General features: G+C 72.5%; 25 protein-coding genes and 2 pseudogenes. 13 read left to right on the top strand and 14 right to left on the bottom strand.

Annotated features, from left to right (window positions below; all coding sequences use genetic code 11):
* Positions 1 to 200 (top strand): annotated as a pseudogene (locus tag OZN99_RS05755) (hypothetical protein); the annotation flags it as partial.
* Positions 201 to 250: 50 nt separating this feature from the next.
* Complete coding sequence (locus tag OZN99_RS05750) at positions 251 to 766, top strand: TspO/MBR family protein (protein ID WP_270934234.1); 516 nt, start codon at positions 251 to 253, stop codon at positions 764 to 766.
* Here OZN99_RS05750 and OZN99_RS05745 read toward each other — a convergent pair.
* Together OZN99_RS05745 and OZN99_RS05740 are read right to left on the bottom strand one after the other, a co-directional pair.
* Positions 738 to 1,670 (bottom strand): dihydroorotate dehydrogenase, encoded by a 933-nt coding sequence (locus tag OZN99_RS05745; RefSeq protein ID WP_270934233.1) that lies wholly within the window; start codon positions 1,668 to 1,670, stop codon positions 738 to 740. The genes OZN99_RS05750 and OZN99_RS05745 overlap by 29 nt on opposite strands.
* Entirely contained in the window at positions 1,664 to 2,482 is an 819-nt protein-coding gene (locus OZN99_RS05740) for a dihydroorotate dehydrogenase electron transfer subunit (protein ID WP_270934232.1), read from the bottom strand. The genes OZN99_RS05745 and OZN99_RS05740 overlap by 7 nt, the downstream gene beginning before the upstream one ends.
* 99 nt (positions 2,483 to 2,581) lie before the next feature.
* Between OZN99_RS05740 and OZN99_RS05735 the strand changes: the two genes are divergently transcribed.
* The 4 genes from OZN99_RS05735 to OZN99_RS05720 are packed head-to-tail and all read left to right on the top strand — an operon-like array spanning position 2,582 to position 6,372.
* On the top strand, positions 2,582 to 3,880 hold the full coding sequence (locus tag OZN99_RS05735; protein ID WP_270934231.1) for a Zn-dependent hydrolase: 1,299 nt from the start codon (positions 2,582 to 2,584) through the stop codon (positions 3,878 to 3,880).
* Positions 3,877 to 4,560 carry an orotate phosphoribosyltransferase gene (locus tag OZN99_RS05730; protein WP_270934230.1) on the top strand — a complete coding sequence of 228 codons (684 nt, stop codon included), beginning with the start codon at positions 3,877 to 3,879 and terminating at the stop codon, positions 4,558 to 4,560. Before OZN99_RS05735 ends, OZN99_RS05730 begins: the two co-directional genes overlap by 4 nt.
* 28 nt (positions 4,561 to 4,588) lie before the next feature.
* The gene (locus OZN99_RS05725; protein WP_270934229.1) at positions 4,589 to 5,638 is read left to right on the top strand and encodes an NAD(P)-dependent oxidoreductase; all 1,050 of its coding nucleotides are present in this window, start codon (positions 4,589 to 4,591) and stop codon (positions 5,636 to 5,638) included.
* A complete protein-coding gene (locus tag OZN99_RS05720; protein WP_270934228.1) occupies positions 5,635 to 6,372 on the top strand; it encodes an SDR family NAD(P)-dependent oxidoreductase in 738 nt (245 codons plus the stop codon). The genes OZN99_RS05725 and OZN99_RS05720 overlap by 4 nt, the downstream gene beginning before the upstream one ends.
* Before the next feature lie 59 nt (positions 6,373 to 6,431).
* Here OZN99_RS05720 and OZN99_RS05715 read toward each other — a convergent pair whose 3' ends face one another.
* Both OZN99_RS05715 and OZN99_RS05710 read right to left on the bottom strand, forming a co-directional pair.
* Positions 6,432 to 8,024, bottom strand: coding sequence for an ABC transporter substrate-binding protein (locus OZN99_RS05715; RefSeq protein ID WP_270934227.1), 1,593 nt, complete (start codon positions 8,022 to 8,024; stop codon positions 6,432 to 6,434).
* Between the two features lie 77 nt (positions 8,025 to 8,101).
* Positions 8,102 to 9,901, bottom strand: coding sequence for an AI-2E family transporter (locus OZN99_RS05710; protein ID WP_270934226.1), 1,800 nt, complete (start codon positions 9,899 to 9,901; stop codon positions 8,102 to 8,104).
* Positions 9,902 to 10,297: 396 nt separating this feature from the next.
* Here OZN99_RS05710 and OZN99_RS33510 point away from each other — a divergent pair.
* The 3 genes and pseudogenes from OZN99_RS33510 to OZN99_RS05700 form a co-directional block, all read left to right on the top strand.
* Positions 10,298 to 10,627: pseudogene (locus tag OZN99_RS33510) on the top strand (PAS domain-containing protein); the annotation flags it as partial.
* Positions 10,607 to 12,622 carry an ATP-binding protein gene (locus OZN99_RS05705; protein ID WP_408611809.1) on the top strand — a complete coding sequence of 672 codons (2,016 nt, stop codon included), beginning with the start codon at positions 10,607 to 10,609 and terminating at the stop codon, positions 12,620 to 12,622. The pseudogene OZN99_RS33510 and the gene OZN99_RS05705, both read left to right, overlap by 21 nt.
* A complete protein-coding gene (locus OZN99_RS05700) occupies positions 12,619 to 13,023 on the top strand; it encodes a response regulator (protein ID WP_270934224.1) in 405 nt (134 codons plus the stop codon). Before OZN99_RS05705 ends, OZN99_RS05700 begins: the two co-directional genes overlap by 4 nt.
* A gap of 7 nt (positions 13,024 to 13,030) precedes the next feature.
* On the opposite strand, the gene OZN99_RS05695 is transcribed toward OZN99_RS05700, so the two are convergent.
* Both OZN99_RS05695 and argH read right to left on the bottom strand, forming a co-directional pair.
* Complete coding sequence (locus OZN99_RS05695; protein ID WP_270934223.1) at positions 13,031 to 13,156, bottom strand: hypothetical protein; 126 nt, start codon at positions 13,154 to 13,156, stop codon at positions 13,031 to 13,033.
* Entirely contained in the window at positions 13,153 to 14,556 is a 1,404-nt protein-coding gene (argH, locus tag OZN99_RS05690; protein WP_270934222.1) for an argininosuccinate lyase, read from the bottom strand. The genes OZN99_RS05695 and argH overlap by 4 nt, the downstream gene beginning before the upstream one ends.
* Before the next feature lie 21 nt (positions 14,557 to 14,577).
* Between argH and OZN99_RS05685 the strand changes: the two genes are divergently transcribed.
* The gene (locus OZN99_RS05685) at positions 14,578 to 15,153 is read left to right on the top strand and encodes a TlpA family protein disulfide reductase (protein ID WP_270934221.1); all 576 of its coding nucleotides are present in this window, start codon (positions 14,578 to 14,580) and stop codon (positions 15,151 to 15,153) included.
* Positions 15,154 to 15,163: 10 nt separating this feature from the next.
* On the top strand, positions 15,164 to 16,435 hold the full coding sequence (locus tag OZN99_RS05680; protein WP_270934220.1) for an aminopeptidase: 1,272 nt from the start codon (positions 15,164 to 15,166) through the stop codon (positions 16,433 to 16,435).
* A gap of 81 nt (positions 16,436 to 16,516) precedes the next feature.
* Here OZN99_RS05680 and OZN99_RS05675 read toward each other — a convergent pair whose 3' ends face one another.
* Entirely contained in the window at positions 16,517 to 17,305 is a 789-nt protein-coding gene (locus OZN99_RS05675; protein WP_270934219.1) for an SDR family NAD(P)-dependent oxidoreductase, read from the bottom strand.
* 353 nt (positions 17,306 to 17,658) lie between these two features.
* On the opposite strand from OZN99_RS05675, the gene OZN99_RS05670 reads away from it, so the two are divergent.
* The gene (locus OZN99_RS05670) at positions 17,659 to 18,447 is read left to right on the top strand and encodes a PEP-CTERM sorting domain-containing protein (protein ID WP_270934218.1); all 789 of its coding nucleotides are present in this window, start codon (positions 17,659 to 17,661) and stop codon (positions 18,445 to 18,447) included.
* A gap of 42 nt (positions 18,448 to 18,489) precedes the next feature.
* Here the strand turns inward: OZN99_RS05670 and OZN99_RS05665 are convergent, their stop codons facing one another.
* The 7 genes from OZN99_RS05665 to OZN99_RS05635 form a co-directional block, all read right to left on the bottom strand.
* The gene (locus tag OZN99_RS05665) at positions 18,490 to 19,230 is read right to left on the bottom strand and encodes a TlyA family RNA methyltransferase (protein ID WP_270934217.1); all 741 of its coding nucleotides are present in this window, start codon (positions 19,228 to 19,230) and stop codon (positions 18,490 to 18,492) included.
* 58 nt (positions 19,231 to 19,288) lie between these two features.
* Positions 19,289 to 21,205: a 1-deoxy-D-xylulose-5-phosphate synthase gene (gene dxs, locus OZN99_RS05660; protein WP_270934216.1), complete on the bottom strand. Its 1,917-nt coding sequence runs from the start codon at positions 21,203 to 21,205 to the stop codon at positions 19,289 to 19,291.
* A 3-nt stretch (positions 21,206 to 21,208) separates the two neighbouring features.
* The gene (locus OZN99_RS05655) at positions 21,209 to 22,123 is read right to left on the bottom strand and encodes a polyprenyl synthetase family protein (RefSeq protein WP_270934215.1); all 915 of its coding nucleotides are present in this window, start codon (positions 22,121 to 22,123) and stop codon (positions 21,209 to 21,211) included.
* The gene (locus OZN99_RS05650; protein ID WP_270934214.1) at positions 22,123 to 22,389 is read right to left on the bottom strand and encodes an exodeoxyribonuclease VII small subunit; all 267 of its coding nucleotides are present in this window, start codon (positions 22,387 to 22,389) and stop codon (positions 22,123 to 22,125) included. The genes OZN99_RS05655 and OZN99_RS05650 overlap by 1 nt, the downstream gene beginning before the upstream one ends.
* 102 nt (positions 22,390 to 22,491) lie before the next feature.
* Complete coding sequence (locus tag OZN99_RS05645; protein WP_270934213.1) at positions 22,492 to 23,466, bottom strand: Bug family tripartite tricarboxylate transporter substrate binding protein; 975 nt, start codon at positions 23,464 to 23,466, stop codon at positions 22,492 to 22,494.
* A gap of 81 nt (positions 23,467 to 23,547) precedes the next feature.
* On the bottom strand, positions 23,548 to 24,477 hold the full coding sequence (locus tag OZN99_RS05640) for a histone deacetylase family protein (protein WP_270934212.1): 930 nt from the start codon (positions 24,475 to 24,477) through the stop codon (positions 23,548 to 23,550).
* A 151-nt stretch (positions 24,478 to 24,628) separates the two neighbouring features.
* Positions 24,629 to 24,865 (bottom strand): sulfurtransferase TusA family protein, encoded by a 237-nt coding sequence (locus tag OZN99_RS05635; RefSeq protein ID WP_270934211.1) that lies wholly within the window; start codon positions 24,863 to 24,865, stop codon positions 24,629 to 24,631.
* An 81-nt stretch (positions 24,866 to 24,946) separates the two neighbouring features.
* Here OZN99_RS05635 and OZN99_RS05630 point away from each other — a divergent pair.
* A partial coding sequence (locus tag OZN99_RS05630) for an ROK family protein (protein WP_270934210.1) occupies positions 24,947 to 25,623 on the top strand: 677 nt, incomplete at its 3' end.

Here is a 25,623-nt window from a genome sequence, read left to right as displayed (position 1 = left end):
TGGCGCTCGCCGCCACCTCGCCGGCCCGTGCGCCGCTGCCCGCCGGCGGTGGCGGGGCCATGCTGTCGAACGGGGCCGAGCGGGTGGCGGTGCCGGCCGGGGGAGGGCTGGCGGGCCGGGGCCTCGACGCCTACCGGTCCCTGCCCATCCCGATCGCCGGCCGCCCGCCGCTCGCCCGGGCGCTGCTCGCGGCACGCTGACGAACGTGACGGCTCGACACGGACCCCGCGAAGGCCCAACTGGGTCCCCCATGAGCATCACCGAAGCCCTGGCCCTGGGCGGCTTCATCCTGGCCTGCTTCGCCGCGGCCTCCACCGGCGCGATCTTCAAGCCGGGCGCCTGGTATGCGCGGCTGCGCAAGCCCTGGTTCAACCCGCCGGACTGGCTGTTCCCGATCGCCTGGGCGGTGCTCTACCTCTCCATCGCCTTCTCGGCCTGGCTGGTCTGGCGCCAGGTGGGCTTCGGGGCGGAGATCCTGCTGTGGTGGGCGTCGCTGCTGCTGAACGCCGCCTGGTCCTGGATCTTCTTCGGCAGGCGCCGCATGGATCTGGCGCTGGGCGAGCTGGCGGTGTTCTGGGTCTCCATCGCCGGGATGATCGCCGCTTTCGCGCCGGTCAACGCGACGGCCGCCTGGCTGCTGGTGCCCTATCTCGTCTGGGTCAGCTTCGCCGGCTTCCTGAACTGGACGCTGTGGCGGCTGAACCCCGCCGAGAACGGCGCGCCGGAGGACACCTCCGCTACTCGGCCGCAGCCGGCAGGGCAGTAGGCAGCGCCGCGCCGGTCAGCGCACCGACGCGCGCGATCCCCTTGCGCGCGCAGTAGGCGCGCAGCCCGTCGATCACCTGGAGCATCGCGGTCGGGCTGACGAAGCTCGCGGTGCCGACCTGCACGGCCGTGGCGCCGGCCATCAGGAACTCCACCGCGTCCTCGGCCGTGGCGATGCCGCCGACGCCGATGACGGGGATGCGCACGGCTTGCGCCACCTGCCAGACCAGGCGCAGCGCGATCGGCTTGAAGGCCGGGCCGGAGAAGCCACCCATGCCGCTGCCGAGCTTCGGCCGCGCCGTCTCGATGTCGATCGCAAGGCCGAGGATGGTGTTCGCCACCACCAGCGCATCCGCACCCTCCGCCGCCACGGCACGCGCCACGGCTGCGATGTCGCCGGTGTTCGGGGAAAGCTTCACCCAGAGCGGCAGGCCGCCCACGGCGCGCCGCATCGCGGCCGTCGCGGCCGCCGCCGGCTCCGGGTGCATGGCGAAGGCGCGGCCGTCCTCCTCCAGGTTCGGGCAGGAGATGTTCGCCTCGATCGCCGCGACCCCCGGCGTTGCCGCCAGCCGCGCCGCGCACTCGGCGAAGGACGCGACGGTTGGCGCGCTCAGGCTGACCACCAGCGGCGCGCGGAAGCGCCGCCACTCCGGCATCGCCTGGCCGATGAAGTGGTCCAGCCCCTTGCCGGGGATGCCGATGGAATTCAGCACGCCGGCCTCCGTCTCGCAGAGGCGCGGCAGCGGGTTGCCGGCGCGGAACTCCGGCGTGACGGACTTCGTCACCAGCGCGCCGAGCGCGTCGAGGTCGAAGACCTGCGACAGCTCCGGCCCGAAGGTGCCGGAGGCCGGCATCACCGGGTTCGCCAGCGTCAGGCTGCCGATACGAACCGAGAGATCTACCATGCCAGCGCGGCCTGCAGGTCGAAGACCGGGCCCTCGGCGCAGACGCGCAGGTTCACCACCTTGCCCTCGGCGTCGCGCACCTGCCGGACGCAGCAGAAGCACATGCCGAGGCCGCAGCCCATCTGCTGTTCCAGCGCCACCTGGCCGGCGATGCCGAACTCCGTCGCCAGGCGCTGCAGCAGCAGGAACAGCCGGTTGGAGCCGCAGGTGAAGACGGCATCCGGCCGCACCGTTGCGAAGCGGGCCCGCAGCAGCGCTTCCACCCGCGCCGTGTCGCTGCTGCCGTCCTCGTCGAACACCGACGTGACCTGCGCACCGGAGGCGCCGGCGAACTCCGCCGCCATGAGGTCGGACCGTGCGCGGGCGGACAGCAGCGCCTCCACCGCGATACCCATTCCCGCCGCCGCGCCGGTCAGCGGCGCGAGCGTCGCCAGCCCGACGCCGCGCGCCAGGATCAGGATGCGCTGCCAGCGCGGGTCCAGCGTGAAGCCGTGGCCGAGCGGCCCGACGACGGACAGCGCATCGCCCGCGCGCAATCCCGCCAGCGCGGCCGTGCCCTTGCCCTTGACGTGGAACAGGAAGCCGAGCGGCTCGCCCGCGCCGCAGCGCCAGATGCTCATCGGGCGGCGCAGGTATGGCCCGTTGCCCGCCCCGTCGCGGCACAGCAGGTGGTAGAACTGCCCGGGGCGGCTGCGCGCCGAAAGGTCTGGCGCATCCAGCAACAGGCGATGATAGCGCCGCCCGACGGGCGCGCTCTCGATCACCGCGAGGCTCCGCTCGGCCACCGGGAAGGCGGCCGGACCGATATCCATGAGGGGCCCGTTCCCGTCTCGTACCGCGATGTTCGGTGGCGGCCCCGCGAAGTCAAGCGCGGCTTGCCGCGCCGGCCGCCGCGGGCGATGGTCCCGGCCATGGACCTGGCCGTCCCCGCCCCGTTGGTCGTGGCACCCGACCTGGCCGCGCTGGCCCGCGACCTGTTCGAGGAACTGCGCGCCGCGCATCACGACGGCGTCGGCATCACGCGCGAGACCTATGCCGCCGGCGAGACCGCGGCGATGCGCCGCATCGAGGCGATCGCGCGGGATGCCGGCCTGGACTGCACCTGGGACGCGGCGGCGAACCTGCGCGTCACACTGCCGGGGAGCGACCCGTCGCGGCCCGCCGCGGCCTGCGGCTCGCACCTGGACAGCGTGCCGCAGGGCGGCAATTTCGACGGCGCGGCGGGTGTCATCGCCGGGCTGCTGGCTATCCTGCACGCCGCGCGCGGCCCGCGCCCTGTGCGCACGCTGCACCTCTTCGTGCTGCGCGGCGAGGAGAGCGCCTGGTACGGCCGGCCCTATCTCGGCTCCTCCGCGCTGTTCGGGCTGTTCGATCCCGCCTGGCTCGACCTGCCCAACCTGCGCGATCCCGCGCTGACGCTGGGCGCGGCGATGCGGCGGGAGGGCGCCGACACCGCCGTGGTCGCCGCGCGCCGGCCGCTCTGCGATCCCGCCGCTCTCTCCCACTTCGTGGAACTGCACATCGAGCAGGGACCGGTGATGGTGGCGCGGCGCGTGCCGGTCGGCCTCGTCTCCGGCATCCGCGGCAACCACCGCCACCCCAACGCCCGCGCGCTGGGCGAGGCAGCGCATTCCGGCGCCGTGCCGCGCTGGCTGCGACGCGACGCCGTGCTGGGCGCGGCCGACTTCGCCATGCGGCTGGACGGCACCTGGCGCACCCTGCTGGAGCGCGGCGAGGACCTGGTGATGACCTTCGGCATCTTCACGACCGACCCGCGCGAGCACGCCATGACCCGCGTGCCCGGCGAGCTGCGCTTCGCGCTGGAGTGGCGCAGCGAGAGCGAGGCGACACTGGACGCCTTCGGCGATCTGGCCCGCGCCGAGATCGCCGAGATCGCGCGGGAGCGCGGCGTGCGCATCGAGCTCGGCCCCGGCGTGCGCACGCCGCCCGCCGCGATGGATCCGCGCCTGCTGGCCCATGCGCGCGCCATCTGCACCGCCGCCGGCCTGCCGCACGAGGTCCTGGCCAGCGGCGCCGGCCACGACGCTGCGATCTTCGCCAATGCCGGCGTGCCGAGCGCGATGGTCTTCGTGCGCAACGAGCACGGCAGCCACAACCCCCGGGAAGCCATGGATTTCGACGACTTCCTGCACGGCGCAGCGCTGCTGCGGGAGATCCTGCTGACCGGCGCGGAGGTCGTCGGCGGATGAGCGAGACGGCGCGCCGCACGGCCCAGATCCTGCTCGACACCGGCTGCATCCTGCTGCGGCCGGAGCGGCCCTTCGTCTTCTCCTCCGGCTGGGCCAGCCCGGTCTGGCTGGACATCCCGCGCGCGCTGTCCTTCCCGCTGGCCCGCGCGGCGCTGCTGGACGGGGCGGAGGCGCGGATCCTGCAGGAAGTCGGCTTCGCGGGCTTCGACGCGGTGGCGGCCACCGAGCAGGGGGGCATCGCCATCGCCGCCATGCTGGCCGAGCGCTTCCACCTGCCCTTCGCCACGGTGCGCCGCCGCGCCCAGGGCTTCGGCGCGGATGCGCATGTGGAAGGCGCGCTGCGTCCCGGCGCGCGCGCCCTGCTGGTCAGCGACGTCACCACCGACGGCCGCAGCAAGGCGCGCTACGTGCGCGCGCTGCGGGCAGCGGGGGCGGAGGTCACGCATGTCTTCGTGCTGTTCAAGTATGCCGTCTTCGACCGTCTGGTGACGGAGGTGGAGGATATCGGCGCGAAGCTCTTCGCGCTGGCCACATGGGACGACGTGCTGCCGGAAGCCGCTGCACGCGCCGCACTGCCCGATGGCGCGCTGGCCGAGCTGCGCGCCTGGATCGCCGATCCCTTCGCCTGGTCGGCGGCGCATGGCGGCCTGGCCGCGCCCGACCCGGCCTGGCGAAGCTGACGGCACGACCTGACCGGAGAGAGACAGCGTGAAGGCCAACCTTGTCCACTTCCTGCCCTTCGCCAACCCGGTGGGCGAAGCGATGATCGACGAGACGAACCACATCGTCCGTCGTCGCCTCGACTTCGCCGCACCGCGCGAGGAGCTGGATGCGGCGATGGCGGCCGCGCATGGCTACCACGTGCTGCCGCGCGTCGAGCTGCGCGAACCCTGGTTCTTCGACGCCGACCTGCTGCGCCGCGCCCCGAACCTGCTGGCGGCGAGTTCCACCGGCGCGGGCTACGACGTGATCGACGTGGAGGCCTGCACGCAGGCCGGCGTCATCGTCTGCCACCAGTCCGGCACCAACAAGGAAGCGGTGGCGGAGCACGCGCTGGGCCTGATGCTGGTGCTGTCGAAGCGCATCCCGCAGGCCGACAAGGCGCTGCGCCGCGGCGCAGCGCCGGACCGCTTCGCCCTGACCGGCAGCGACATCATCGGCAAGACGGTCGGCATCATCGGGATTGGCCAGATCGGCACGCGCGTCGCGGAGCTCTGCCGCGGCCTGTTCCGCATGACCGTGCTGGCCTGCGACCCCTTCCTGACCGCGGCCGAGGTGGCCGCGCGCGGCGCGGTGAAGGTCACGATGGAGGAGCTGCTGGAGCGCAGCGACTTCGTCACCGTCCACACGCCGCGCGACGCGACGACGCTCGGCATGATGGGCGCCGCGCAGTTCGCCCGCATGAAGCCCACCGCCTACTTCATCCAGACCGCGCGCGGCGGCATCCATGACGAGGCCGCGCTGGCCGAGGCGCTGGAGCATGGCCGCATAGCGGGCGCCGGCCTCGATGTGTGGGTGACGGAGCCACCGCCGGCCGACCACCCGCTGCTGCGCTTCGAGAACGTGATCGCCTCCCCGCACAATGCGGGCATCACGCATGAGGCCCTGCACGAGATGGCGCGCGCCGCGGCCGAGCAGTGGATCGGCATCTTCCGCGGCGAGGTACCGCCGCGCCTGGTGAACCCGGAAGCCTGGCCGCGCTATGCCGCGCGCTTCAGGGAGGCGTTCGGGTTCGCGCCGGCGGACCTTCCGCGGTGAGCCGCGTCGTCCTGGTGACCGGCGCGGCCTCCGGCATCGGCGCCGCCTGTTGCCGCCGCATGGCCGGGCCGGGCACCGCCATCCTCGTGCACACGCGCAGGAACGCCGAGGGCGCGGCGCGCGTGGCCGAAGAGGTGCGCGCGAAGGGCGCGGAGGCCGAGGTGATGCTGGGCGACATCGCCGACGCCGCGCTGCCGGATGCGTTGGTGGCGCGCGCGCTGGAGCGGTTCGGCCGGCTGGACGCGCTGGTCTTCGCCGCCGGCTTCGCGGACAGGACGCCGTTCCGCGACGCGCCGGACGCGGTCTTCGCGAAGTCGCTGGATGCGGTGCTGTGGGGCTTCCTGCGCACCGCACGCGCGGCGCTGCCGCATCTGGAGGACGGACGGATCGTCGCCATCTCCTCCTTCGTCGCGCATGTCTTCCGCACCGACGTCACGCTGTTCCCCGCCAGCGCCGCGGCCAAGGCGGGCATGGAGGCGCTGGTGCGGGCGGTGGCGATGGAGGCGGCGGCGAAGGGAACCACTGTCAACGCCGTCTCCCCGGGCTACACGCGCAAGGACCCCGGCGCGCATGCCGCGCTGACCCCGGCGCAGTGGGAGGCGGTAACGGCGAAGATCCCGCTGCGGCGCCTCGGCACGCCGGACGACGTCGCGGCAATGGTGAACTTCCTCTGCTCGCCGGAGGCAGGCTACGTCACCGGGCAGGTGATCCACGTGAATGGCGGGCTGATCTGACGCGAAAGGCCCGCCACGTCGCCGTGGCGGGCCCCTCCGTCACGCGCGATGCGCCGCGCTCAGTTGCCGCGCATGCGGACCCAGCGCAGCTCCAGGTCCTCCTGCACGCGCATCGTGAAGTCGGCCACGGTGTCGCGGACCGCGAAGATCTGCGGTTCCTGGTGCAGCGGGATCTGCGGCAGCAGTTCGCGGTAGCGCGTCCAGTACTCGGCCGCCAACTGCTGGCGCCGTGGGTCGTCGGGCGAGATGGTGCCGATCTCGCGCGCCAGCTCGTTCATGCGGGCGTCGTTGAACCTGCCCCAGTTGAAGCTGCCCTCGCCCAGCAGCTCGCGCGCCGGGTTGGTCATGTCGAAGTTGCCGGGCGTCCAGCCCAGCAGCCAGAACTGGTACTCGTTGTTCGCGCCGCCCTGCAGGAAGCGGCCGAAGGGCACGGCGTTCAGCCGCGCCTGGATGCCGGCCCGCTGCAGCATCGCGGTGGCCGCCTGGCAGATCGCCTCGTCGTTGACGTAGCGGTTGTTCGGGCAGTTCAGCGTGATGCGGAAGCCGTTGGGGTAGCCCGCCTCCGCCAGCAGCCGGCGCGAGGCGTCGGCGTCGAAGGGCAGGCGCTCCGCCAGGGCCGCCACATGGCCGCCGATCGCCGGCGCGATGGGCAGGCCGGAGGCGGTGGTGGAGTTGCGCAGGATGACGCGGGTGATCGTGTTCATGTCGATCGCCTGGTACATCGCGCGCCGCACGCGCACGTCCCGCAGCGGATTCGGGCGGCCCGGCTCGTCCAGGCTCTCCTCCCGCGTCACGTCGAAGGCGAAGTAGATGCTGCGCGCGGTCGGGCCCTGCACCAGGCGCACGCCCTGCTGGTTCTGCACCTGCTGCACGTTCTGCAGTGGCACGTGGTACATGATGTCGAGCTCGCGCGAGAGCAGCGCGGCCAGGCGCGTCGGCGCCGAGGCGATCGGGCGGAACACGGCGCGGGTGATGCCGTGGTTCATCTCCGACGCCGCCCAGTACTGCGGGTTCGGCACCAGCACCGTGCGCTCATCGGCCACGCGCTCCGTCACGCGGAAGGGGCCGGTGCCGTTGGCGTTCAGCTGCGGAAAAGCGGTGTTGGCGCCCGGCTGGCCGGCGCGTGCCACGCCCATGGCGTTGTTCGCCTCGACCCACGGCCTGCTCATGATGAAGAACAGCACGAGGTCCTGCAGCAGGATCGGGTTCGGCGCGCGCGTCTCCATCTCCACCGTGTGGTCGTCGATGGCACGCACCGCGGTGACGGAGGCCAGCACATAGGCCATGTCGTTCTGCCGCACGCGCTCGGCGGACATCACGACGTCGGCGGCGGTGAAGGGCTCGCCGCCGTGGAAGCGCACGTTGCGGCGCAGGTGGAAGCGCCAGGTCGTCGGGTTCGGCTGCTCCCAGCGCTCCGCCAGGGCGGGGCGGATGCTGCCGTCCGGCTGGCGCTTCACCAGCGGCTCGTAGATGTTCTCCTTCATGGTGTTGGTCACGCCGTGGTTGTTGGCGTGCGGATCGAGGCCGAGGATGTCGTTGGCCGTGGCCCAGGTGAAGGTGGTGGCGCCGGCCGGCGCGGCCGCGACGCCGGCGCCCAGCGCCAGCACGCAGGCTGCCGCGCGCAAGGCCGCACGGAAGCTTGTCTTGCTCATTTCGGATGTGCCTCCCGGTTCGAGGGGGCCGGACAATGCGTCAGCGCGCGCCAGCCTGTCCAGCGTCGCCCCCGGGCTCAACCCACCGGCGCCGCGACCGGGGTCTCGGCCGCCTGGTCGGCCGCCGCCTGGCAGAAGGCAGCGACCTCGCCGAGCGAGGTGACGATCACGGCTGCGCCGCCGCCTTCCTGGCGCAGCTCCGCCAGCATGTCGCTGCCGGGCGGGGCGTGCCACAGCGCCACCACCACCGGCACGCCCGGCAGGTGCCGGCCCAGGCGGCGCAGGAAGTAGCGCACCGCGGCCGCGCTGCTGCCCTCCTCGAGCACCGACAGGCAGCACAGCCGCACGCGCGCGGGATCCAGCCGCGCATCCGGCGCGCCTTCCAGCGCCGTGCCGGGCAGCGCGACGGCGCCGAAGCCGTCATGCCGGAGCCCCTGCGCCGCTACCGCCGCCGCCAGGTCGTCCAGGCGGCCGCGGCCTGCCACGCAGAGCACGGCGCCGTCGTCCCGCCATCTGGGCGGGACGCCGGCCGCCACCGGCGCCGGCGGGGTCTGCGCCAGCTCGTCGAGCAGCGTCTCGACCTGCTGGCGGATGGTGTCGAGCGTCTCGCCCTCCAGCACCTCGCGCGACCAGTCGGCCTCGGCCAGCGCCAGGCCGCGCAGCGAGACCTCGTCATGCCAGGCGAGCAGCGAGGTGCGGGCCCGCAGCGCGGCGCGGGCCTGCACCACGAGAGCATCCGCGTCGCCCTCCAGCGCGCGCTGGTAGAAGCTCTCCTCCGGCTGCAGCGGCGGGCGGTCGCCGAGCATGACGTCCAGGAACTCCAGCCGCGGCACGTGCCGGCCCAGCACCACCAGGCCGACGGTCAGCGGGGTGGCCAGCAGCAGGCCGATGGGGCCCCACATGAAGGTCCAGAAGGTCGCTGCCACGATCACGGAGATCGGCGACAGCCCCGCGCTGCGGCCCAGCAGCAGCGGCTCGAACACGTTGCCCATCAGCGGCTCGCCCAGCGCGAACAGTGCCAGCACCCAGGCGGCCAGCCCCCAGCCTGGGTCGGCGGCGAGCGCGAGCAGCAGCGGCGGGACGACCGCCACCGCCGTGCCGACGAAGGGCACGAAGCGCATCACCCCCGCCAGGATGCCCCATAGCGGCGCGCCGGGCAGCCCGATCAGCCACAGCCCCGCGCCGACCAGCGTGCCGAAGGCCGCGTTCAGCGCCAGCTGCGCCAGGAACAGCCGCGAGAGCCGGTAGGCCGCGTCATCCAGCGCGCCGACGGTGCGGTGCAGGTCGCGCACGCCGGCCAGGCGGATCAGCCGGTCGCGCAGGTCCTCGCGGTAGAGCAGGATGAACAGGGCGAAGACGACGACGATGCCGAAGGTGGCGAGCGGCGCCAGCACGGGCCCCAGCACCGCGGCCGCGACCTCCACCGGGGAGGAGGCGGGGGCGGAGGCGGCGGGCGCCGCGGCGACCTCCGGCCGCACGCCGAACAGGCTGCGCAGCCCGTCCAGCGTGCTCTCGACCTGGCGCAGCAGGTCCTCGAGCCGCAGCTGGTCGAGCTTGGCGCGCAGGTTCGCGCCATAGGCCTGCAGGTCGCCGGCCAGCGCGGCCAGCTGGCGCAGCACCACCAGCCCGACGCCCAGGATCGCGCCGACGCCGGCCAGCAGCGCCAGCAGCACGGACGGCACCCGGCCGAGCCCGGCGCGGCGCAGCAGCCGCGCCAGCGGCGCCAGCACGAAGGCGAGGATCACGGCGAGCGCGAGCGGCACCAGCAGGTCGCGACCGAGATAGAGCGCCGCCACCACGATCGCCCCGGCCAGCAGCGGCGCAAGCCCCTGCCAGCCGGCGACCGATCGCGCAGCTTTGCGCCGGTCCCCTGCCATGGCGTCCACTGTCCCTGCCCCCGATGCTGCGGCGTTGCGGGGCAGGAACGCATCGCCGTGGGTCGGGTTCGGCGGCGCGAACCCTGTCCTGCGCCCGGCGCTTACGCTGCGTCGCAGGAACCGGATCCCACCTTGTCAGACCGCAGCCGTGCTGCCGACCTCATGGGCCCCGACCGGCCCCTGCCCAACTGGGCGCGCCGCGCGCCGTGGGTGGCGGGCGGGCTCGTGCTGGCGGCGCTCGCCCTCGCCGGCTGGACGTGGCGCAGCGCGCCGCAGGAAACCTGGCCGTATGGCGTGGCGCTCGGCGCGGCGCTCGTCGCCTGCGGCCTGCTCGCCGCGCTGGCCCTGGCACGCCGCCGCACGGAGCAGCGCACCCAGGCGCTGCTGCGCGGCGTGATGGAGAACGCCCCGATCGGCCTGGGCTTCCTGGACCGTCGCATGCGTCTCGGCAATGCCAACCGGCACCTGGCCGAGCTGGGCGAGCGGACGATGGGTGTCGAGGCCGGCAGCGGCGCCTCGCTGCCGGAGGCGGTGCGCGAGCAGATCGCGCCGGCGCTGCGCAAGGTGCTGGAGGGCGGACGGGCGCAGACCGGGATTGAGGTCGCGGTCCGGCCGCCCGGGAAGGAGCGGGTCCTGCGTCACCTGCTGCTGGGCGTGTTCCCGCTGCAGTCGGGCGAGGCGACGGGCGGCGTGGCGGGGGCGGGGCTGTTCGCCATCGACGACACGCAGCGCCGCCGCGCGGAAGAGCGGCTGAAGCGCAGCGAGGCGCGGCTGCGCACCATCGTCGATGCCATCCCGCAGCTGGCGTGGATGACCGACGGGGAGGGCCGGATCGCCTGGTACAACCGACGCTGGTACGACTACACCGGCATGCGGCCGGAGCAGGCGTTGGGCGAGGGCTGGCGCGCCGTGCAGCACCCCGACCACGTGGTGCGCGTGGAGGAACGCTTCCGCGCCGCCATCGAGAGCGGCGGCCCCTGGGAGGACACCTTCCCGCTGCGCGGCGCCGACGGCCGCTACCGCTGGTTCCTCTCGCGCGCGCTGCCGCTGTTCGAGGCCGGCGAGGAGGAGGGCGAGGAGTCGCGGCCGATCGGCTGGTTCGGTACCAACACCGACATCACCGAGCTGCGCGAGACCGAGGAGGCGCTGGCCGCCGCCAAGGCCGCGGCCGAGGATGCCAACCTGGCCAAGAGCCAGTTCATCGCGAACATGTCGCACGAGCTGCGCACGCCACTCTCCGCCGTGATCGGCTATGCCGAGATGCTGGAGGAGGAGGTCACCGACCTGGAGGGCAGCGACGCCTTCCTGGACGACCTGCGCAAGATCAACAGCAATGCCCGCCACCTGCTTTCGCTGATCAACGACGTGCTCGACCTCTCGAAGATCGAGGCCGGGCGGATGGAGATCCAGCCCGAGGATTTCGACGCCTGCGAGCTGTTGCGGGACGTGGCGCAGACCGTGGAAGCCCTGGCCGAGCGGCGACGCAATCGCCTGGAGGTGGATTGCGCGAACAACCTCGGCACCATGCACTCCGATCCGGTGAAGCTGCGGCAGTGCCTGTTCAACCTGCTGGGCAATGCCGCGAAGTTCACGGAGGACGGCAGCATCACCCTGACCGCGCGCCGCGACGGCGACACGCTGTCCTTCGAGGTGCGCGACACCGGCATCGGCATGACGCCGGAGCAGCTGGAGAGGCTTTTCCAGCGCTTCGCCCAGGCCGATGCCTCCACCACGCGGCGCTTCGGCGGCACCGGGCTCGGCCTGGCCATCACCAAGGCCTTCGCGACGATGCTGGGCGGCACGATCGAGGTGACGAGCGAGGCGGGGACGGGCAGCGCCTTCACGCTGCGCCTGCCCGCCGATCTCCGCGCCGCGCGCGCCGAGCCCGAGGACGAGGCCGCGCGGCTCGGCGAGGCGGCCGCCGCCGAGCATGACGGGCCGGGCGGGCTGGTGCTGGTGATCGACGACGACGCGGCGACGCGCGACCTGGTCTCCCGCTTCCTGCGGCGCGAGGGCTTCGCGGTGTGCTGCGCGCCGGACGGCGCGGAGGGGCTGGCCATGGCGCGGCGGCTGCGGCCGGTCGCCATCCTGCTCGACGTGATGATGCCGCGCATGGATGGCTGGGCCGTGCTGGCCGCCCTGAAGGCCGATCCGGATCTGGCGGAGGTGCCGGTGGTGATGGTGACCGTGGTGCAGGAGCGCGGGCTCGCCTTCTCGCTCGGCGCGGCGGACTACCTCAACAAGCCGGTGCGGTGGGATCGGCTGAAGCGCGTGCTCGACCGCTTCCGCCGCGAGGTTGCGCCCGGCCTGGCGCTGCTGGTGGAGAGCGACGAAGGCGAGCGGGCCGAGCTCGCCGCGCTGCTGGCGGCGCAGGGCTGGAGCGTGGAGACGGCGGCGGATCCGCAGGCGGCGCTGGCGCGGCTTGTGGCGCCGCCGGTGCCGGCGGTGCTGGTGATCGAGCTGCGCGCCCCGGCCGTGGGCGAGGGCTTCTCCCTGCTGCGCGCGCTGCGCCGCCGGCCGGAACTGCGCGACGTTGCCGTGATCGCGATCACCGAGGGCGAGGTGGACGAGGCCGAGCTGTCGCGGCTGCGCGACGAGGTGCGGACCATCGTGCCGGCCGAGGAAGCGCAGCGCGAGCTGGTGACCGAGTTGAAGCGAGTGGCGGGGAACGGCCCGACGACGGGGGCCGGGACCGGCCGGGGGAAGGAGGCGACGACGTGACGCGGATCCTGCTTGTCGAGGACCATGAGGAGCTGTGGGACTTCCTGTCCCGCCGCCTGAAGCGCCGCGGCTTCGAGGTGGAACTGGCGCATGACGGGCAGGAGGGCGTGGAGAAGGCGCACAGCCTGCAGCCGGACGTGATCCTGCTGGACATGAACCTGCCGGTGAAGGATGGCTGGACCGCGGCGCGCGAGCTGCGCGGCGCGCCGGACACCGCGCGCATCCCGATCATCGCGCTCACCGCCCATGCCATGTCGGGCGACCGCGGCCGCGTGCTGGAAGCGGGCTGCGACGACTACCACCCGAAGCCCGTCGATTTCTCCCGCCTCATCGAGCAGATCGACGCCGCGCTGCTGAAGCGCGACGAGGAGCCGGAGGAGGCTGCGCGCGACCCGCGATAGGCCGCCGTCAGCGGCTCGGATAGGTCCGCGGGAAGGTCACCTGGTCCGGCGGGCCGGGCGGGCGGATGTCGCCGACGCGGCCGCAGGCCGCGAGCAGCAGCGCGAGGGCGCCGAGCGCGAGGAGGCCCTTCATGCCAGACGCTCCTGCCATTCCGCCGCCATGCGCGCGACATTCGCCGGCGCGGTGCCGCCGTAGCTGGTGCGGGAGCGGACGGAGGCGGCGACGCTCAGCACGCCGAAGACCCCTTCGTGGATGCGTGGCTCCACCGCCTGCATCTCGCCGATGGTGAGGCCGGAGAGGTCCACGCCCATCTCCTCCGCCTTGGCCACCAGCCTGCCGGTGACGTGGTGCGCGTCGCGGAAGGGCATCCTCAGCTCGCGCACCAGCCAGTCCGCCAGGTCGGTGGCGGTGGAGAAGCCGGCGCCGGCGGCCTCCGCCAGGCGGCCGACCTGCGGGCGCATGTCGCGCACCATGCCGCCGATCGCGGCGAGGCACAGCGCCAGGTTCTCCGCGGCGTCGAAGACCGGCTCCTTGTCTTCCTGCATGTCCTTGAAATAGGTCAGCGCCAGGCCCTTCAGCGTGGTCAGCATGGCGACCAGGTTGCCGATCATGCGGCCGGTCTTGCCGCGCACCAGCTCCGCCGCGTCCGGGTTGCGCTTCTGCGGCATGATGGAGCTGCCGGTGGTGAAGGCGTCGGAGAGCTTGACGAAGCCGAAATAGGGGTTCGTCCAGATCACGATCTCCTCCGCGAAGCGCGACAGGTGCGTGGCGCACATCGCGCAGGCGAAGAGGAACTCAGCCGCGAAATCGCGCGACGCCACGCTGTCCAGGCTGTTGCGCGTGGGTGCGTCGAAACCGAGCGCGGCGGCGGTCATGTGGCGGTCGATGGGGAAGCCGGTGCCGCAGAGCGCCGCGGCGCCGAGCGGGCTCTCGTTCAGGCGCCTGCGGCAATCCGCCAGCCGCCCGCGGTCGCGCGACAGCATCTCGACATAGGCCAGCAGGTGATGGCCGAGCGTGGTGGGCTGCGCCGGCTGCAGGTGGGTGAAGCCAGGCATCACGGTTCCGGCATGCTCCGCGGCGCGCTCGGCCAGCGCGCGCATCACGTCGGCGACCTGCGCATCCAGCCCGTCGATCGCGTCGCGCACCCAGAGGCGCACGTCCAGCGCCACCTGGTCGTTGCGGCTGCGCCCGGTGTGCAGGCGCTTCCCGGCCTCCCCGATGCGCTCCGTCAGGCGCGCCTCGATGTTCATGTGGATATCCTCGAGGGCCTCGGAGAAGGCGAAGTTGCCCGCCTCGATCTCTGCCGCTATCTGCTCGAGGCCCTGGCGGATCGACGCCTCGTCATCGCGCGAGATGATCCCCACATGCGCCAGCATGGCGGCGTGGGCGAGGCTGCCGCGGATATCCTGGCGCCACATCTTGCGGTCGAAGCCGATGGAGGCATTGATCTCCCGCATGATGGCGCCAGGGCCCTCGGCATAGCGGCCGCCCCAGAGGGAGTGGGAGTTGGAGCTCTTGGTATCGTCGCCCACGGAACGGAGTATCCTGTGCTGATGCAGCGCCGCCGCGTGCTGGCCGTCGCGGTCGGCGGGACCCTGGCCACCGGGCTCGTTCCGCGTCAAGCGGTCCCCGCGCCGGCCGATGGCGGCCTGTCCCGCCTGCGCGAGACGCCGGAGGGTCGCCCCCTGCCGGAGAACCTGGTGTTCCAGGACGCCGAGGGGCGCGAGACACGCTTCGAGGCCTTCCGCGGGCGCGGGCTGGTGGTGAATTTCTGGGCCACCTGGTGCCCGCCCTGCGTGGCGGAGATGCCGGCGCTGGACCGCGCCCAGGCGGCGCTGGCGCGCGACGGGATCGAGGTGCTGCCGCTGTCCTCGGACCGCGGCGGGCGGGCGCAGGTGGAGCCCTTCTACCAGCGCACCGGGCTTCGCCACCTGGCCATGTGGTTCGACCCGCGCGGCGCCGCGGGCCGTGCCCTCGGCGTGCGCGGCCTGCCCACCACCCTGATCCTCGACCGCCGCGGGCTGGAAGTGGCGCGGCTGGAAGGCGAGGCGGAGTGGGACCGGCCCGAGATCCTTGCCGCCGTGCGCCGCCTGGTGCGCGGCGCCCCATCCCCGACTAGCAGTTCCTGAGAAGGCAAAGATGCCCGACGACGTGATGCCTGCCGTGTCCTTCGAAGCCCGGCTCGACAAGCTCGCCACGCTCGCGGTGCGCGTCGGGCTGAATCTGCGCGCCGGGCAGGAGGTGGTGATGACGGCGCCGATCGAGGCGATGCCGCTGGTCCGCCGCATCGCCGAGCAGGCCTACAAGGCCGGCTCCCCGCTGGTGACGCCGCTGATCGGCGACGACGCCGTGACCCTGGCGCGCTATCGCCATGCGCACCCGGACGAGGCCTTCGACGTCGCGCCGGGCTGGCTGTTCCATGCCATGGCCGAGGCCTTCCGTGGCGGCGCGGCCCGGCTGGCGGTGGTCGGCGACGACCCGACGCTGCTCTCCGCCGAGGACCCGGAGAAGGTGGCGCGCGCCAACAAGGCGCGCAGCAAGGCGTATCGGCCGGCGCTGGAGCTGATCACCAGCTTCGCCATCAACTGGAACCTGGTGCCGGCGGCGACGCCGGGCTGGGCCCGCCAGGTCTTCCCCGGCCTGCCGGAGGAGGAGGCGGTGGCGCGGCTGTGGGACGCGATCTTCGCCGCCTGCCGGGTGGACGTGCCGGACCCCGTGGCGGAATGGGCGCGGCACAACGCGGTCCTGCACGCGCGCACCGCCTTCCTGAACGGCAAGGACTACGCTGCCCTGCACTTCCGCGGCCCCGGCACCGATCTGCGCGTGGGGCTGGCCGACGGTCACCTCTGGTCCGGCGGGGCGGAGGCGGCGAAGAACGGCATCGTCTGCAACCCGAACATCCCGACCGAGGAGGTCTTCACCACGCCGCATGCGCAGCGGGTGGAAGGCGTGGTGCGCTCCACCAAGCCGCTGGCCTACCAGGGCACGCTGATCGACGACATCGCCGTGCGCTTCGAGGGCGGGCGCATCGTGGAGGCGAACGCGTCGCGCGGGGCGGAGGTGCTGCGGCGCGTGCTGGCCACGGACGAGGGCGCGGCGCGGCTGGGCGAGGTGGCGCTGGTGCCGCATTCCTCGCCGATCTCGCGCTCCGGGCTGCTGTTCCGCAACACGCTGTTCGACGAGAACGCGGCCAGCCACATCGCGCTGGGCCAAGCCTACCTGACCTGCCTGCGCGACAGTGCGCACCAGACGCAGGAACGGCTGGCGCAGCGCGGCGCCAACCATTCCCTGATCCACATCGACTGGATGATCGGATCGGGCGAGGTGGAGGTGGACGGCATCACCCAGTCCGGCGCGGTCGAGCCGCTGATGCGTGGCGGCGAGTTCGTCGCCGGCCCCGGCGCGGACTAATGGCCGGCCCCGGCGCGGATTGAGGGCCGGCCCCGGCGCGGATCGAGGCGGCGGACCGAGGCGGCGGGCGGCCGGCCGAGGCTACAGCGCCGCCCAGCCGCCATCCACCGGCAGGTCCACGCCGGTGATCTGGCGCGACATGTCGCTGGCCATGAACAGGCAGGCATTCGCCACGTCCTGGTCGTTGGTGACGCGCCCCAGCGCGTAGTCGGCGGCGTGGCGGCTCGCGGCCTCCTCCTCGGTGATGCCGAGGCGCTGCGCCATCTCGCGGCAGACCTTCTCGCGGAAGCGGGGGCCGTCCACCATGCCGGGCGCGACGTTGTTGACGTTGATGTTGTGCGGGCCGAGCTCCAGCGCGAAGGACTTGGTGATGCCGCGCAGCCCCCACTTGCTGGCGCTGTAGGCCAGGCGCCCGGCGCGGCCGCGCATGCCGAAGGTGCCGCCGACATTCACGATCTTGCCCCAGCGCTGCGCCACCATCATCGGCGCGAAGGCGCGGATCGTGTTGAAGCAGCCGCGCATGTTGAGCTCGACGATCTCGTCGTATTCCGCCTGCGTGGTCTGCAGCCCGGTCTTGCCGATGGGGCCGGAGCCGCCGGCGACGTTGACCAGGATGTCCACCGTGCCGAATCGCGCCTTCGCCTGCTCGGCCGCTGCGAAGCAGGCGGCGTCGGAGGTGATGTCGGTGCCGACCACCAGCACCTCGGTGACCTTCGCGACCTCCTCCGCGACCGGCGCGATGGCGGCGGTGTCGCGGCCCACCAGCACCAGGCGGCAGCCCTCTGTGGCGAAGGCGCGGGTGATGGCGGCGCCCATGCCCTTGGCGGGGCCGGTGATGGCGGCGACGCGGCCGCGGAGCATCAGGTCCATGGAGTCGAGATTCCGGTCTGTCGGTATCCGCTTCGCGCGGCCGGCGGCGGGAGGCAAGTGGGTTGCAGCCCGCGACGGTCGGCCGCGGGGCACGCCGTGGGAACCGGCCGGATCCATGGGCGGATGCGGAACAATGCCCTGCTCTCGATGAAGCTGCTCCGGCATCAGGTTCGGCGGCAAGATCGGGAGCGTGCCCGATCCCGCCTCCCTGGCGCTGATCGGCCGGTCCAGCCCCCTCTCTCGGCCCCTGCGCATGTTTGACATTGTCAGCGCAACAGTTGCGTAATAGGTCGCACGCGCGGTGCAGCCCTGCTCGACCGCCAGACAGATCAACGGAAGCAGCGGGAGGCCCGATGCGCAGCTTGTTTTACACTCTACCCGCAGTCGCAGTCGCCGCTGCGCTCTGCGCAGCGGTGCCGGCGCAGGCGGATCACATCGTCGTTGACGAATATTGGAGACCGCCGCCCGAAGCCCAGGACTTCTCCCTCGATATCCGGGTCGGTTGGTTCGCGCCGGTGACCCCTGGCAATCCGGTGTCGATCGAGTTCAAGCTCACTCTTACCACAGTCGATCCCTACACCACTCCCACCATGTATCCACGCATCGAGGTCAGTTCGAATGGACAGACTGTCGTTGCGGACGAGGTTAGCTGGATCGGCGACCATTACAAAACGACCTATCTGCTCGCCGCACCTTTGATCTTTAACACTCCTGGCCTTTTCAATGTAAATTGGAAATGGTCTGGGACTGTATTTTTAGACTATTTCCAAGAAGTCTACATAGGCTCAGATTTTCGTCGGGTTGAGACTGAGGTTACGGAACTTGTCTATTACGAATATACACAAGAGGAGTGTGATTTTTATGGGTTGTGCGGTGGTTTTTGGGAGGAAGAAACCTACACGGTCGTTGAGATTGTCGAAGTTCCTATCTATGACATTGAGAATTTGTGGGTCTCCAACTATCTGTTAGGCGAGAGCAGCAGCTTCACGCTGCTCGTCGATCCGATCACCGGCGGCGGCCTGAATCTGGGTGGCACGAACGGCGAGGTCGCTGTTGGCGTCCCCGAGCCCGCCTCCCTGGCCCTGTTCGGCGCCGGGCTGCTGGGCCTCTTCGGCCTGCGCCGGCGCGCCCCGGCGGCGTAAGCCCGACAACCTGTCGGAAGACCTGACAGTCGCGCGGACGGCTCAGCCCCGCCGCGCGGCGATCAGGAATTCCCGGTTCCCCTCGGGGCCGAGGATCGGGCTGGCCTCGATGCCGATCACCTGCCAGCCCGGCAACGCCGACCACCAGGCGCGGATCTCGTTGCAGACGCGGCCATGCACCGCCGGCTCCCGCACCACGCCGCCCCTGGCGACGGCCGGCCCGACCTCGAATTGCGGCTTGATCAGCGCCACCGCCCAGGCGCCCGGCGCGGCCAGCGCGAGGGCCGCCGGCAGCACGGTGCGCAGGCCGATGAAGCTGGCGTCGCAGACGATGGCCTGCACCGGTTCCGCGATCTGCGTGGCATCCAGGTAGCGCGCGTTCACGCGCTCCTTCACCACCACGCGCGGGTCGTTGCGCAGCGTCCAGGCCAGCTGCCCGTGCCCGACATCCACGGCATAGACCTTCGCCGCGCCGTGGTGCAGCAGCACGTCGGTGAAGCCGCCGGTCGAGGCGCCGACATCCAGGCAGACGAGGCCCTTCGGCGAGAGGCCGAACTGCGCCAGCGCATGGGCCAGCTTCACGCCGCCGCGGCTGACCCAGGGATGATCCTGGCCGCGCACCTCCAGCGGCTGGTCGGGCTTGATGCTGTCCCCGGCCTTGGCGACCCGCGTCTCGCCGGAGAACACCTTGCCGGCGAGGATCAGCGCCTGGGCGCGGGCACGGGATTCGACGAGCCCGCGCTCCACCAGGGCGACGTCGGCGCGGAGCTTGGCATTGGTCATGCCGCGCTGGCCCCCACCCCGACCCTCCCCCGCCACGCGGGGGAGGGCGAGCGCAGCATCAGGCCCGCGCCGGCTGGGCCATCGGCACCCCGAGCGCGGCGACCGCGGCGGCCACGATGTGGCGCGCGTTCAGCCCGGCCTGGTCGTACTGCACCTTCGGCGCCGCATGGTCGATGAAGCGGTCGGGCAGGCACATCGGGCGGAACTTCAGGCCGGTGTCCAGCAGCCCGGACCAGGCCAGGTGCTGCGCCACCAGGCTGCCGAAGCCGCCGACCGAGCCTTCCTCGATGGTGATGAGCACCTCGTGCTCGCGCGCCAGCCGCTCCACCAGCTTCGTGTCGAGCGGCTTGGCGAAGCGCGCATCGGCGACGGTCGCCGAGAGGCCCTGCGCGGCCAGCTCGTCGGCCGCCTTCATCGCCTCCGCCAGGCGCGTGCCGTAGGAGAGGATCGCGATGGAGGTGCCTTCGCGCAGGATGCGGCCTCGCCCGATCTCGAGCGGTGTGCCGCGCGCCGGCACCGGCACGCCGGTGCCCTCGCCGCGCGGATAGCGGAAGGCGGAGGGCGCGTCGTCGATCGCGGCGGAGGTCGCGACCATGTGGGCCAGTTCCGCCTCGTCCGCCGCCGCCATCAGCACGATGCCGGGCAGGCAGCCGAGATAGGCGATGTCGAAGCTGCCGGCATGGGTCGCGCCGTCCGCGCCCACCAGCCCCGCGCGGTCCATGGCGAAGCGCACCGGCAGGCCCTGCAGCACCACGTCGTGCACCACCTGGTCGTAGCCGCGCTGCAGGAAGGTGGAGTAGATCGCGCAGAAGGGCCGGAGGCCCTCCGTCGCCATGCCGGCCGCGAAGGTTACGGCGTGCTGCTCGGCAATGCCGACATCGAAGCAGCGCTTCGGGAAGCGCTTCGCGAACATGTCGAGGCTGGTGCCCGACGGCATCGCGGCATTGACGGCGACGATGCGCTCGTCGGCCTCGGCTTCCGCGATCAGCGCCTGCGCGAACACCTTCTGGTAGGCCGGCGGGCCGGGCGGGGCCTTCTGCTGCTCTCCCGTCACCACGTTGAACTTCTGCACGCCGTGATACTTGTCGGCCGCGGCTTCCGCCGGCGCATAGCCCTTGCCCTTCTGCGTCACGACATGCAGCAGGATCGGGTGGTTCTCGTCGGCGTCGCGCAGGTTGCGCAGGATCGGCAGCAGGTGATCCAGGTCGTGGCCGTCGATCGGGCCGACGTAGTAGAAGCCCAGCTCCTCGAACAGCGTGCCGCCGGTCAGCACGGTGCGGGCGAATTCCTCGGCGCGGCGCGCGGCGTGCTCGATCTGCTTGGGGAAGCGCTTGGCGAGCTTCGCCATCATCTCGCGGACATTGAGGAAGGGCCGCGAGGACACGACCTTCGAGAGATAGGCGCTCATCGCGCCGACGGGGCGCGCGATGGACATGTCGTTGTCGTTCAGCACGACGATCATGCGGGCCTTCAGCGCGCCCGCATTGTTCATCGCCTCGTACGCCATGCCGGCGGACATCGACCCGTCGCCGATCACCGCGATGACGTTGCGCTCGTCGCCCTTCAGGTCGCGCGCCACCGCCATGCCGAGGCCCGCGCTGATGGAGGTGGAGGAATGTGCCGCGCCGAAGGGGTCGTATTCGCTCTCGCTGCGCCGCGTGAAGCCGGACAGGCCGCCTTCCTGCCGCAGCGTGCGGATGCGGTCGCGCCGGCCGGTGAGGATCTTGTGCGGATAGGCCTGGTGGCCGACGTCCCAGATCAGCCGGTCGCGCGGCGTCTCGAAGATCGCGTGGATCGCGACCGTCAACTCGACGACGCCGAGCGATGCGCCGAGATGGCCACCGGTCTGGGAGACCGCGTGGATCGTCTCCGCCCGCAACTCCTCGGCAAGCTGCTTGAGCTGGTCGGCGGAGAAGTTGCGCAGGTCCGCCGGGATGCGCACCCGGTCGAGCAGCGGCGTGGCAGGAGCGGCCATGGGTCAGCTCTTCCTTTGCACCGTATAGGCGGCGAGCGCGCGCAGCAGGTCGGCGCGCTCCCCGAAACTGTCGAGATGGCGGATCGCCTGTTCGGCGAGCCGTTCGGCCTGCAGTCGGGCGCGTTCCAGCCCGAGTAGCGAGACCAGCGTGGCCTTCCCGGCCTGCGCGTCCTTGCCGGTCCGCTTGCCGGTCTGCTCGGCCGTGGCCGTCGCGTCCAGCAGGTCGTCGGCGATCTGGAAGGCGGCACCGAGCTCGCGGCCATAGGCGGCCAGCGCCTGGCGCTGGGCAGCTGGCGCCTTGCCCAGGATGGCGCCGGCCTCGGCCGAGAACTCGATCAGCCGGCCGGTCTTGAGCAGTTGCAGGCGGCCGATCGCCGGCTCGTCCAGCGGCCGGTCGGCATCCTCGGCCAGCATGTCCAGCATCTGCCCACCGCACATTCCCCGCGCACCGGCCGCGCGCGCCAGGCAGCGCACCAGCTCGACCCGGACGGCGGAATCGGAGTGCGTGTCCTCGTCGGCCAGCGTGCCGAAGGCCTGGGTCTGCAGCGCGTCGCCGGCCAGGATCGCGGTCGCCTCGTCGAAGGCCTTGTGGACCGTTGGCTTGCCGCGGCGCAGGTCGTCGTCGTCCATCGCCGGCAGGTCGTCATGCACCAGCGAATAGGCGTGCAGCATCTCGATCGCGGCCGCCACGCGCAGCGCGGAGGCGCGAGCGACGCCGAACTGGCGCGCGCCTTCCAGCACCAGGAAGCCGCGCAGCCGCTTGCCGCCGCCGATGGCGGCGTAGCGCATCGCCTCGAACAGGCGGGCCTCCGACCCCTCGGGCTGCGGCAGCAGGGCGTCCAGCGCGCGGTCGATCTCGGCGGCGGCTTCGGGCAGGGCGGCAGCCAGGGTGTCGGCGGGGGCCAAAGTCTCGGACATCAGGTGGCGTCCCGCAGCGTCGGGCCGGACGTCGCCTCGACGATCGCCTGGACCTTCTGCTCCGCCTCGGCGAGCAGCTTCTCACAGTGGCGGCGCAGCGCCGCGCCACGCTCGTACTGGGCAACCGCCTGTTCCAGCTTGCCTTGTCCCGCTTCGAGTGCCTTCACGATGCCTTCGAGTTCCGCCAGCGCGTCCTCGAAGGACAGCGTGTCAACCGGTCGGGTGTCAACCAGGCCGGACGTATCCGGCGCCCGAGTGTCAACCATTCTTGACATGATGCACCATCCCGGCCCCAAGGCCAACATAAATGGGAAGGGGGCGCGTGATGCCACCCGCCCCCCTCGGCACCGACACGAACCAGGCGCGTCCTATTCCGGCTCGATCCCGGCCGCCCGGATCGCGTTGGTCCACTTCACGGTCTCGGCGGCGATGAAGCTCGCCGCCTCCTCCGGGGAGGAGGGGCGGACCGCCATGCCGAGGCCGGTCGCCAGCCTCTCCCGCAACTCGGCCGATTCCATGGCGGCGCGCACGGCCTGGTTGAGCCGGGCGACGATGGGCGCCGGCGTGCCGGCCGGCGCGGCCAGGACGAACCACGCGAACAGCTCGTAGTTCGGCAGGTTCCCGGCCTCGGCGATGGTCGGCACCTCCGGCAGCTGCGGCGAACGTTCCTTGGTGGTGACGCCGAGCGCCCGCAGCGCCCCCGCCTGGACCTGCGGCAGGATCACCGCCTGGTCGGCCACGAACAGGTCCACCCGCCCGGCGATCAGGTCCTGCACCGCCAGCGGCGAGGAGCGGTAGGGCACCATCAGCATCTTCACCCCCGCCATGGAGGCCAGCATCTCCGCCGCCACCCGCTGCGAGGAGGAAGCCTGGGCATAGGTGATCGCCTCCGGCCGGGCGCGGGCGGCGGTCAGCAGGTCGGCCAGGGTGCGGTGGGGGCTGTCCGCCTTGACCGCGGCGATCAGCGGCACGCTGGCCAGGGTGGAGATCGGCGTGAAGGCGCGCTCCATGTCGAAGGGCACGCGCCGGAACAGCGCATTGGCGGCCGCATTGGTGGAATTGGTGCCGAACAGCAGCGTCATGCCGTCCGGTACGGCCCGCGCCACCACCTCGGCGCCCAACATGCCGCCGGCGCCCGCGCGGTTCTCGATGACGATGGGGTGGCCCAGGGTGGGGCGCATCGCATCGGCGAAGAGGCGGGCAACGATGTCGGTGGCCGAGCCGGGGGCGAAGGGGCAGATGCCGCGGATGGGGCCGGTGGGCCAGGGGGCCTGGGCCTGGACGAAGGTCGGCGCAGCGGCCAGCACGGGCGCGGCGGCGAGCAGGGTGCGGCGGCGGATCATGGGTTTCCTTCTCCTCCCGAGGTCGGCCGGCAGGGGATAGGGCGCAGCCGGGGGGCCGGCAAGGCCAGGCAAGCCGCCAGCTCAGGCGTGCATCAGCGCCCGGACATGCGTCGCCGCGGAACTCGCCAGCGCGTCCAGGTCGTAGCCGCCTTCCAGCATGCTGACGACCTTGCCGCCGGCATGGCGGTCCGCGATCTGGCAGAGCTGGGTGGTGAGCCAGCCGAAATCGGCCTCCCGCACGCGCAGCTGGGCCAGGGGGTCGCGCGCATGGGCGTCGAAGCCGGCGGAGATCAGCACCAGCTCCGGCGCGAAGGCATCGAGCGCGGGCAGCAGCTGGTCCGCCCAGGCGGCGCGGAAGGCTGCGCCGTCGGCGCCGGGCGGCAGGGCGGCATTGAAGATGTTGCCCACGCCGCGCTCATCCGGCGCGCCGGTGCCGGGATAGCAGGGGAACTGGTGCGAGCTGGCGAAGAGGATGCTCGGGTCGGCCTCGAAGCAGGCCTGGGTCCCGTTGCCATGGTGCACGTCGAAATCGACCACCGCCACGCGCTTCAGCCCATGCGCCGCCTGGGCGTGGCGCGCGGCGACGGCTACGTTGGCGAACAGGCAGAAGCCCATCGGCCGGCTCGGCTCGGCATGATGGCCGGGTGGGCGGACGGCGCAGAAGACGCGGCGCGCCTCCCCACGGCAGACCGCGTCCACACCGGCGATGCCGGCGCCGGCGGCGCGCAGCGCGGCTTCCGCGCTGCCCCAGTTCATCGAGGTGTCGCCATCCAGCGCCACCATGTCGTCCGGCTCCGGCCGGATGGCCAGGATCGCATCCACGTAGCGCCGGGGATGCACGCGGGCCAGCTGCTCCGGCGTGGCCTGCGGCGCCTCGTCGCGGATCAGGTCGGAGAATTCCTCGGTCTCGAGCGCGCGCAGCACGGCGCGCAGCCGGTCCGGGCATTCCGGGTGGTGCGGGCCCATGTCGTGGTGCAGGCAGGCCCGGTGGCTGAACAGCAGCACACTCATCTTGTGGTGCCCTCAAGCGCCGGGCGGCCGCATCCGCGGCCTTGGCTTCGTCGTGCCGGAGGCACGCCTGCGGCGTGACGCACTGGCGGCGGCGCGCATTCGCGCGCTCGGCCCGCTGCGCGGGCCGCCTTCGTGCGATGCTTCTGGCGTGTCACGCCGGCTCCTCCCGCTTCTTGAGGGTGAAGCGATAGACGCCCTTCTCCTCGCTGAAGGCGACCAGCGCGTGGCCGGTTTCCTGTGCGAAGGCGCGGAAGTCCTTCACGCTGGCCGGGTCGGTGGCGAGCACGGTCAGCCTGGCGCCCGGCGGCAGCGCGCGCAGGGCCTTGTTGGCCTTCAGGACGGGCAGCGGGCAGGTCAGCCCCTGGACATCGAGGGTCGTGTCTCCCATCGCGCGAGTCCAGCACCGCGCGCGGGCGGGGGCAAGCTGGCCGCTTGCGCGCCGGTCGGCGGGCGCGCCATGTGTCGCCGCATGGCTTCGCGGAACGGCACCGCCGCATGGCGGCTCGGCATCGACCTCGGCGGCACCAAGATCGAGGTCGTGGCGCTGGATGCGACGGGCGCGGTCCGGCTGCGCCGGCGCGTCGCCACGCCCGGCGACTACGCCGGCACCATCGCCGCCATCGGCGAGCTAGTGGAGGGCGCGGAGGCTGAGCTGGGCGGGCGCGGCAGCCTCGGCGTCGGCATCCCCGGCAGCGAGAACCCTGCGACGCGGCTGATCCGCGGCGCCAATTCCACCTTCCTCAACGGCCGCCCGCTGGGCGCCGATCTGGAGGCACGGCTGGGACGGCCCGTGCGGCTCTCCAACGACGCCAACTGCCTGGCGATGAGCGAGGCGGCGGACGGTGCCGGCGCTGGTCACGGCACGGTCTTCGCCGTGATCCTGGGCACCGGGGTGGGCGGCGGCGTGGTGGTGGGCGGAAGGCTGCTGGAGGGGCGCAACCGCGTGGCCGGCGAATGGGGCCACACCCCGCTGCCCTGGATGACGCCGGCCGAGCATCCGGGCCCGGCCTGCTGGTGCGGCCAGCGCGGCTGCGTGGAGACCTTCCTCTGCGGTCCCGCGCTGGCCGCTGACTGCGACGGGGCCGGCGCGCGCGACGCCAGCGCGCTACCGGCCCGCGCGGCAGCCGGCGATGCGCGCGCGCAGGC

Source organism: Falsiroseomonas oryzae (assembly GCF_027856955.1).
GTDB classification, from domain to species: Bacteria; Pseudomonadota; Alphaproteobacteria; order Acetobacterales; family Acetobacteraceae; genus Falsiroseomonas; species Falsiroseomonas oryzae.
This window is presented reverse-complemented; position numbering and strand designations above follow the sequence as displayed.

Coding starts and splice junctions, on each gene's coding strand:
- OZN99_RS05750 (WP_270934234.1), top strand. CDS start 251: ATGAGCATCACCGAAGCCCTGGCCCTGGGCGGCTTCATCCTGGCCTGC.
- OZN99_RS05745 (WP_270934233.1), bottom strand. CDS start 1,670: ATGGTAGATCTCTCGGTTCGTATCGGCAGCCTGACGCTGGCGAACCCG.
- OZN99_RS05740 (WP_270934232.1), bottom strand. CDS start 2,482: ATGGATATCGGTCCGGCCGCCTTCCCGGTGGCCGAGCGGAGCCTCGCG.
- OZN99_RS05735 (WP_270934231.1), top strand. CDS start 2,582: ATGGACCTGGCCGTCCCCGCCCCGTTGGTCGTGGCACCCGACCTGGCC.
- OZN99_RS05730 (WP_270934230.1), top strand. CDS start 3,877: ATGAGCGAGACGGCGCGCCGCACGGCCCAGATCCTGCTCGACACCGGC.
- OZN99_RS05715 (WP_270934227.1), bottom strand. CDS start 8,024: ATGAGCAAGACAAGCTTCCGTGCGGCCTTGCGCGCGGCAGCCTGCGTG.
- OZN99_RS05710 (WP_270934226.1), bottom strand. CDS start 9,901: ATGGCAGGGGACCGGCGCAAAGCTGCGCGATCGGTCGCCGGCTGGCAG.
- OZN99_RS05695 (WP_270934223.1), bottom strand. CDS start 13,156: ATGAAGGGCCTCCTCGCGCTCGGCGCCCTCGCGCTGCTGCTCGCGGCC.
- OZN99_RS05685 (WP_270934221.1), top strand. CDS start 14,578: ATGCAGCGCCGCCGCGTGCTGGCCGTCGCGGTCGGCGGGACCCTGGCC.
- OZN99_RS05680 (WP_270934220.1), top strand. CDS start 15,164: ATGCCCGACGACGTGATGCCTGCCGTGTCCTTCGAAGCCCGGCTCGAC.
- OZN99_RS05675 (WP_270934219.1), bottom strand. CDS start 17,305: ATGGACCTGATGCTCCGCGGCCGCGTCGCCGCCATCACCGGCCCCGCC.
- OZN99_RS05670 (WP_270934218.1), top strand. CDS start 17,659: ATGCGCAGCTTGTTTTACACTCTACCCGCAGTCGCAGTCGCCGCTGCG.
- OZN99_RS05665 (WP_270934217.1), bottom strand. CDS start 19,230: ATGACCAATGCCAAGCTCCGCGCCGACGTCGCCCTGGTGGAGCGCGGG.
- dxs (WP_270934216.1), bottom strand. CDS start 21,205: ATGGCCGCTCCTGCCACGCCGCTGCTCGACCGGGTGCGCATCCCGGCG.
- OZN99_RS05655 (WP_270934215.1), bottom strand. CDS start 22,123: ATGTCCGAGACTTTGGCCCCCGCCGACACCCTGGCTGCCGCCCTGCCC.
- OZN99_RS05650 (WP_270934214.1), bottom strand. CDS start 22,389: ATGGTTGACACTCGGGCGCCGGATACGTCCGGCCTGGTTGACACCCGA.
- OZN99_RS05645 (WP_270934213.1), bottom strand. CDS start 23,466: ATGATCCGCCGCCGCACCCTGCTCGCCGCCGCGCCCGTGCTGGCCGCT.
- OZN99_RS05640 (WP_270934212.1), bottom strand. CDS start 24,477: ATGAGTGTGCTGCTGTTCAGCCACCGGGCCTGCCTGCACCACGACATG.
- OZN99_RS05635 (WP_270934211.1), bottom strand. CDS start 24,865: ATGGGAGACACGACCCTCGATGTCCAGGGGCTGACCTGCCCGCTGCCC.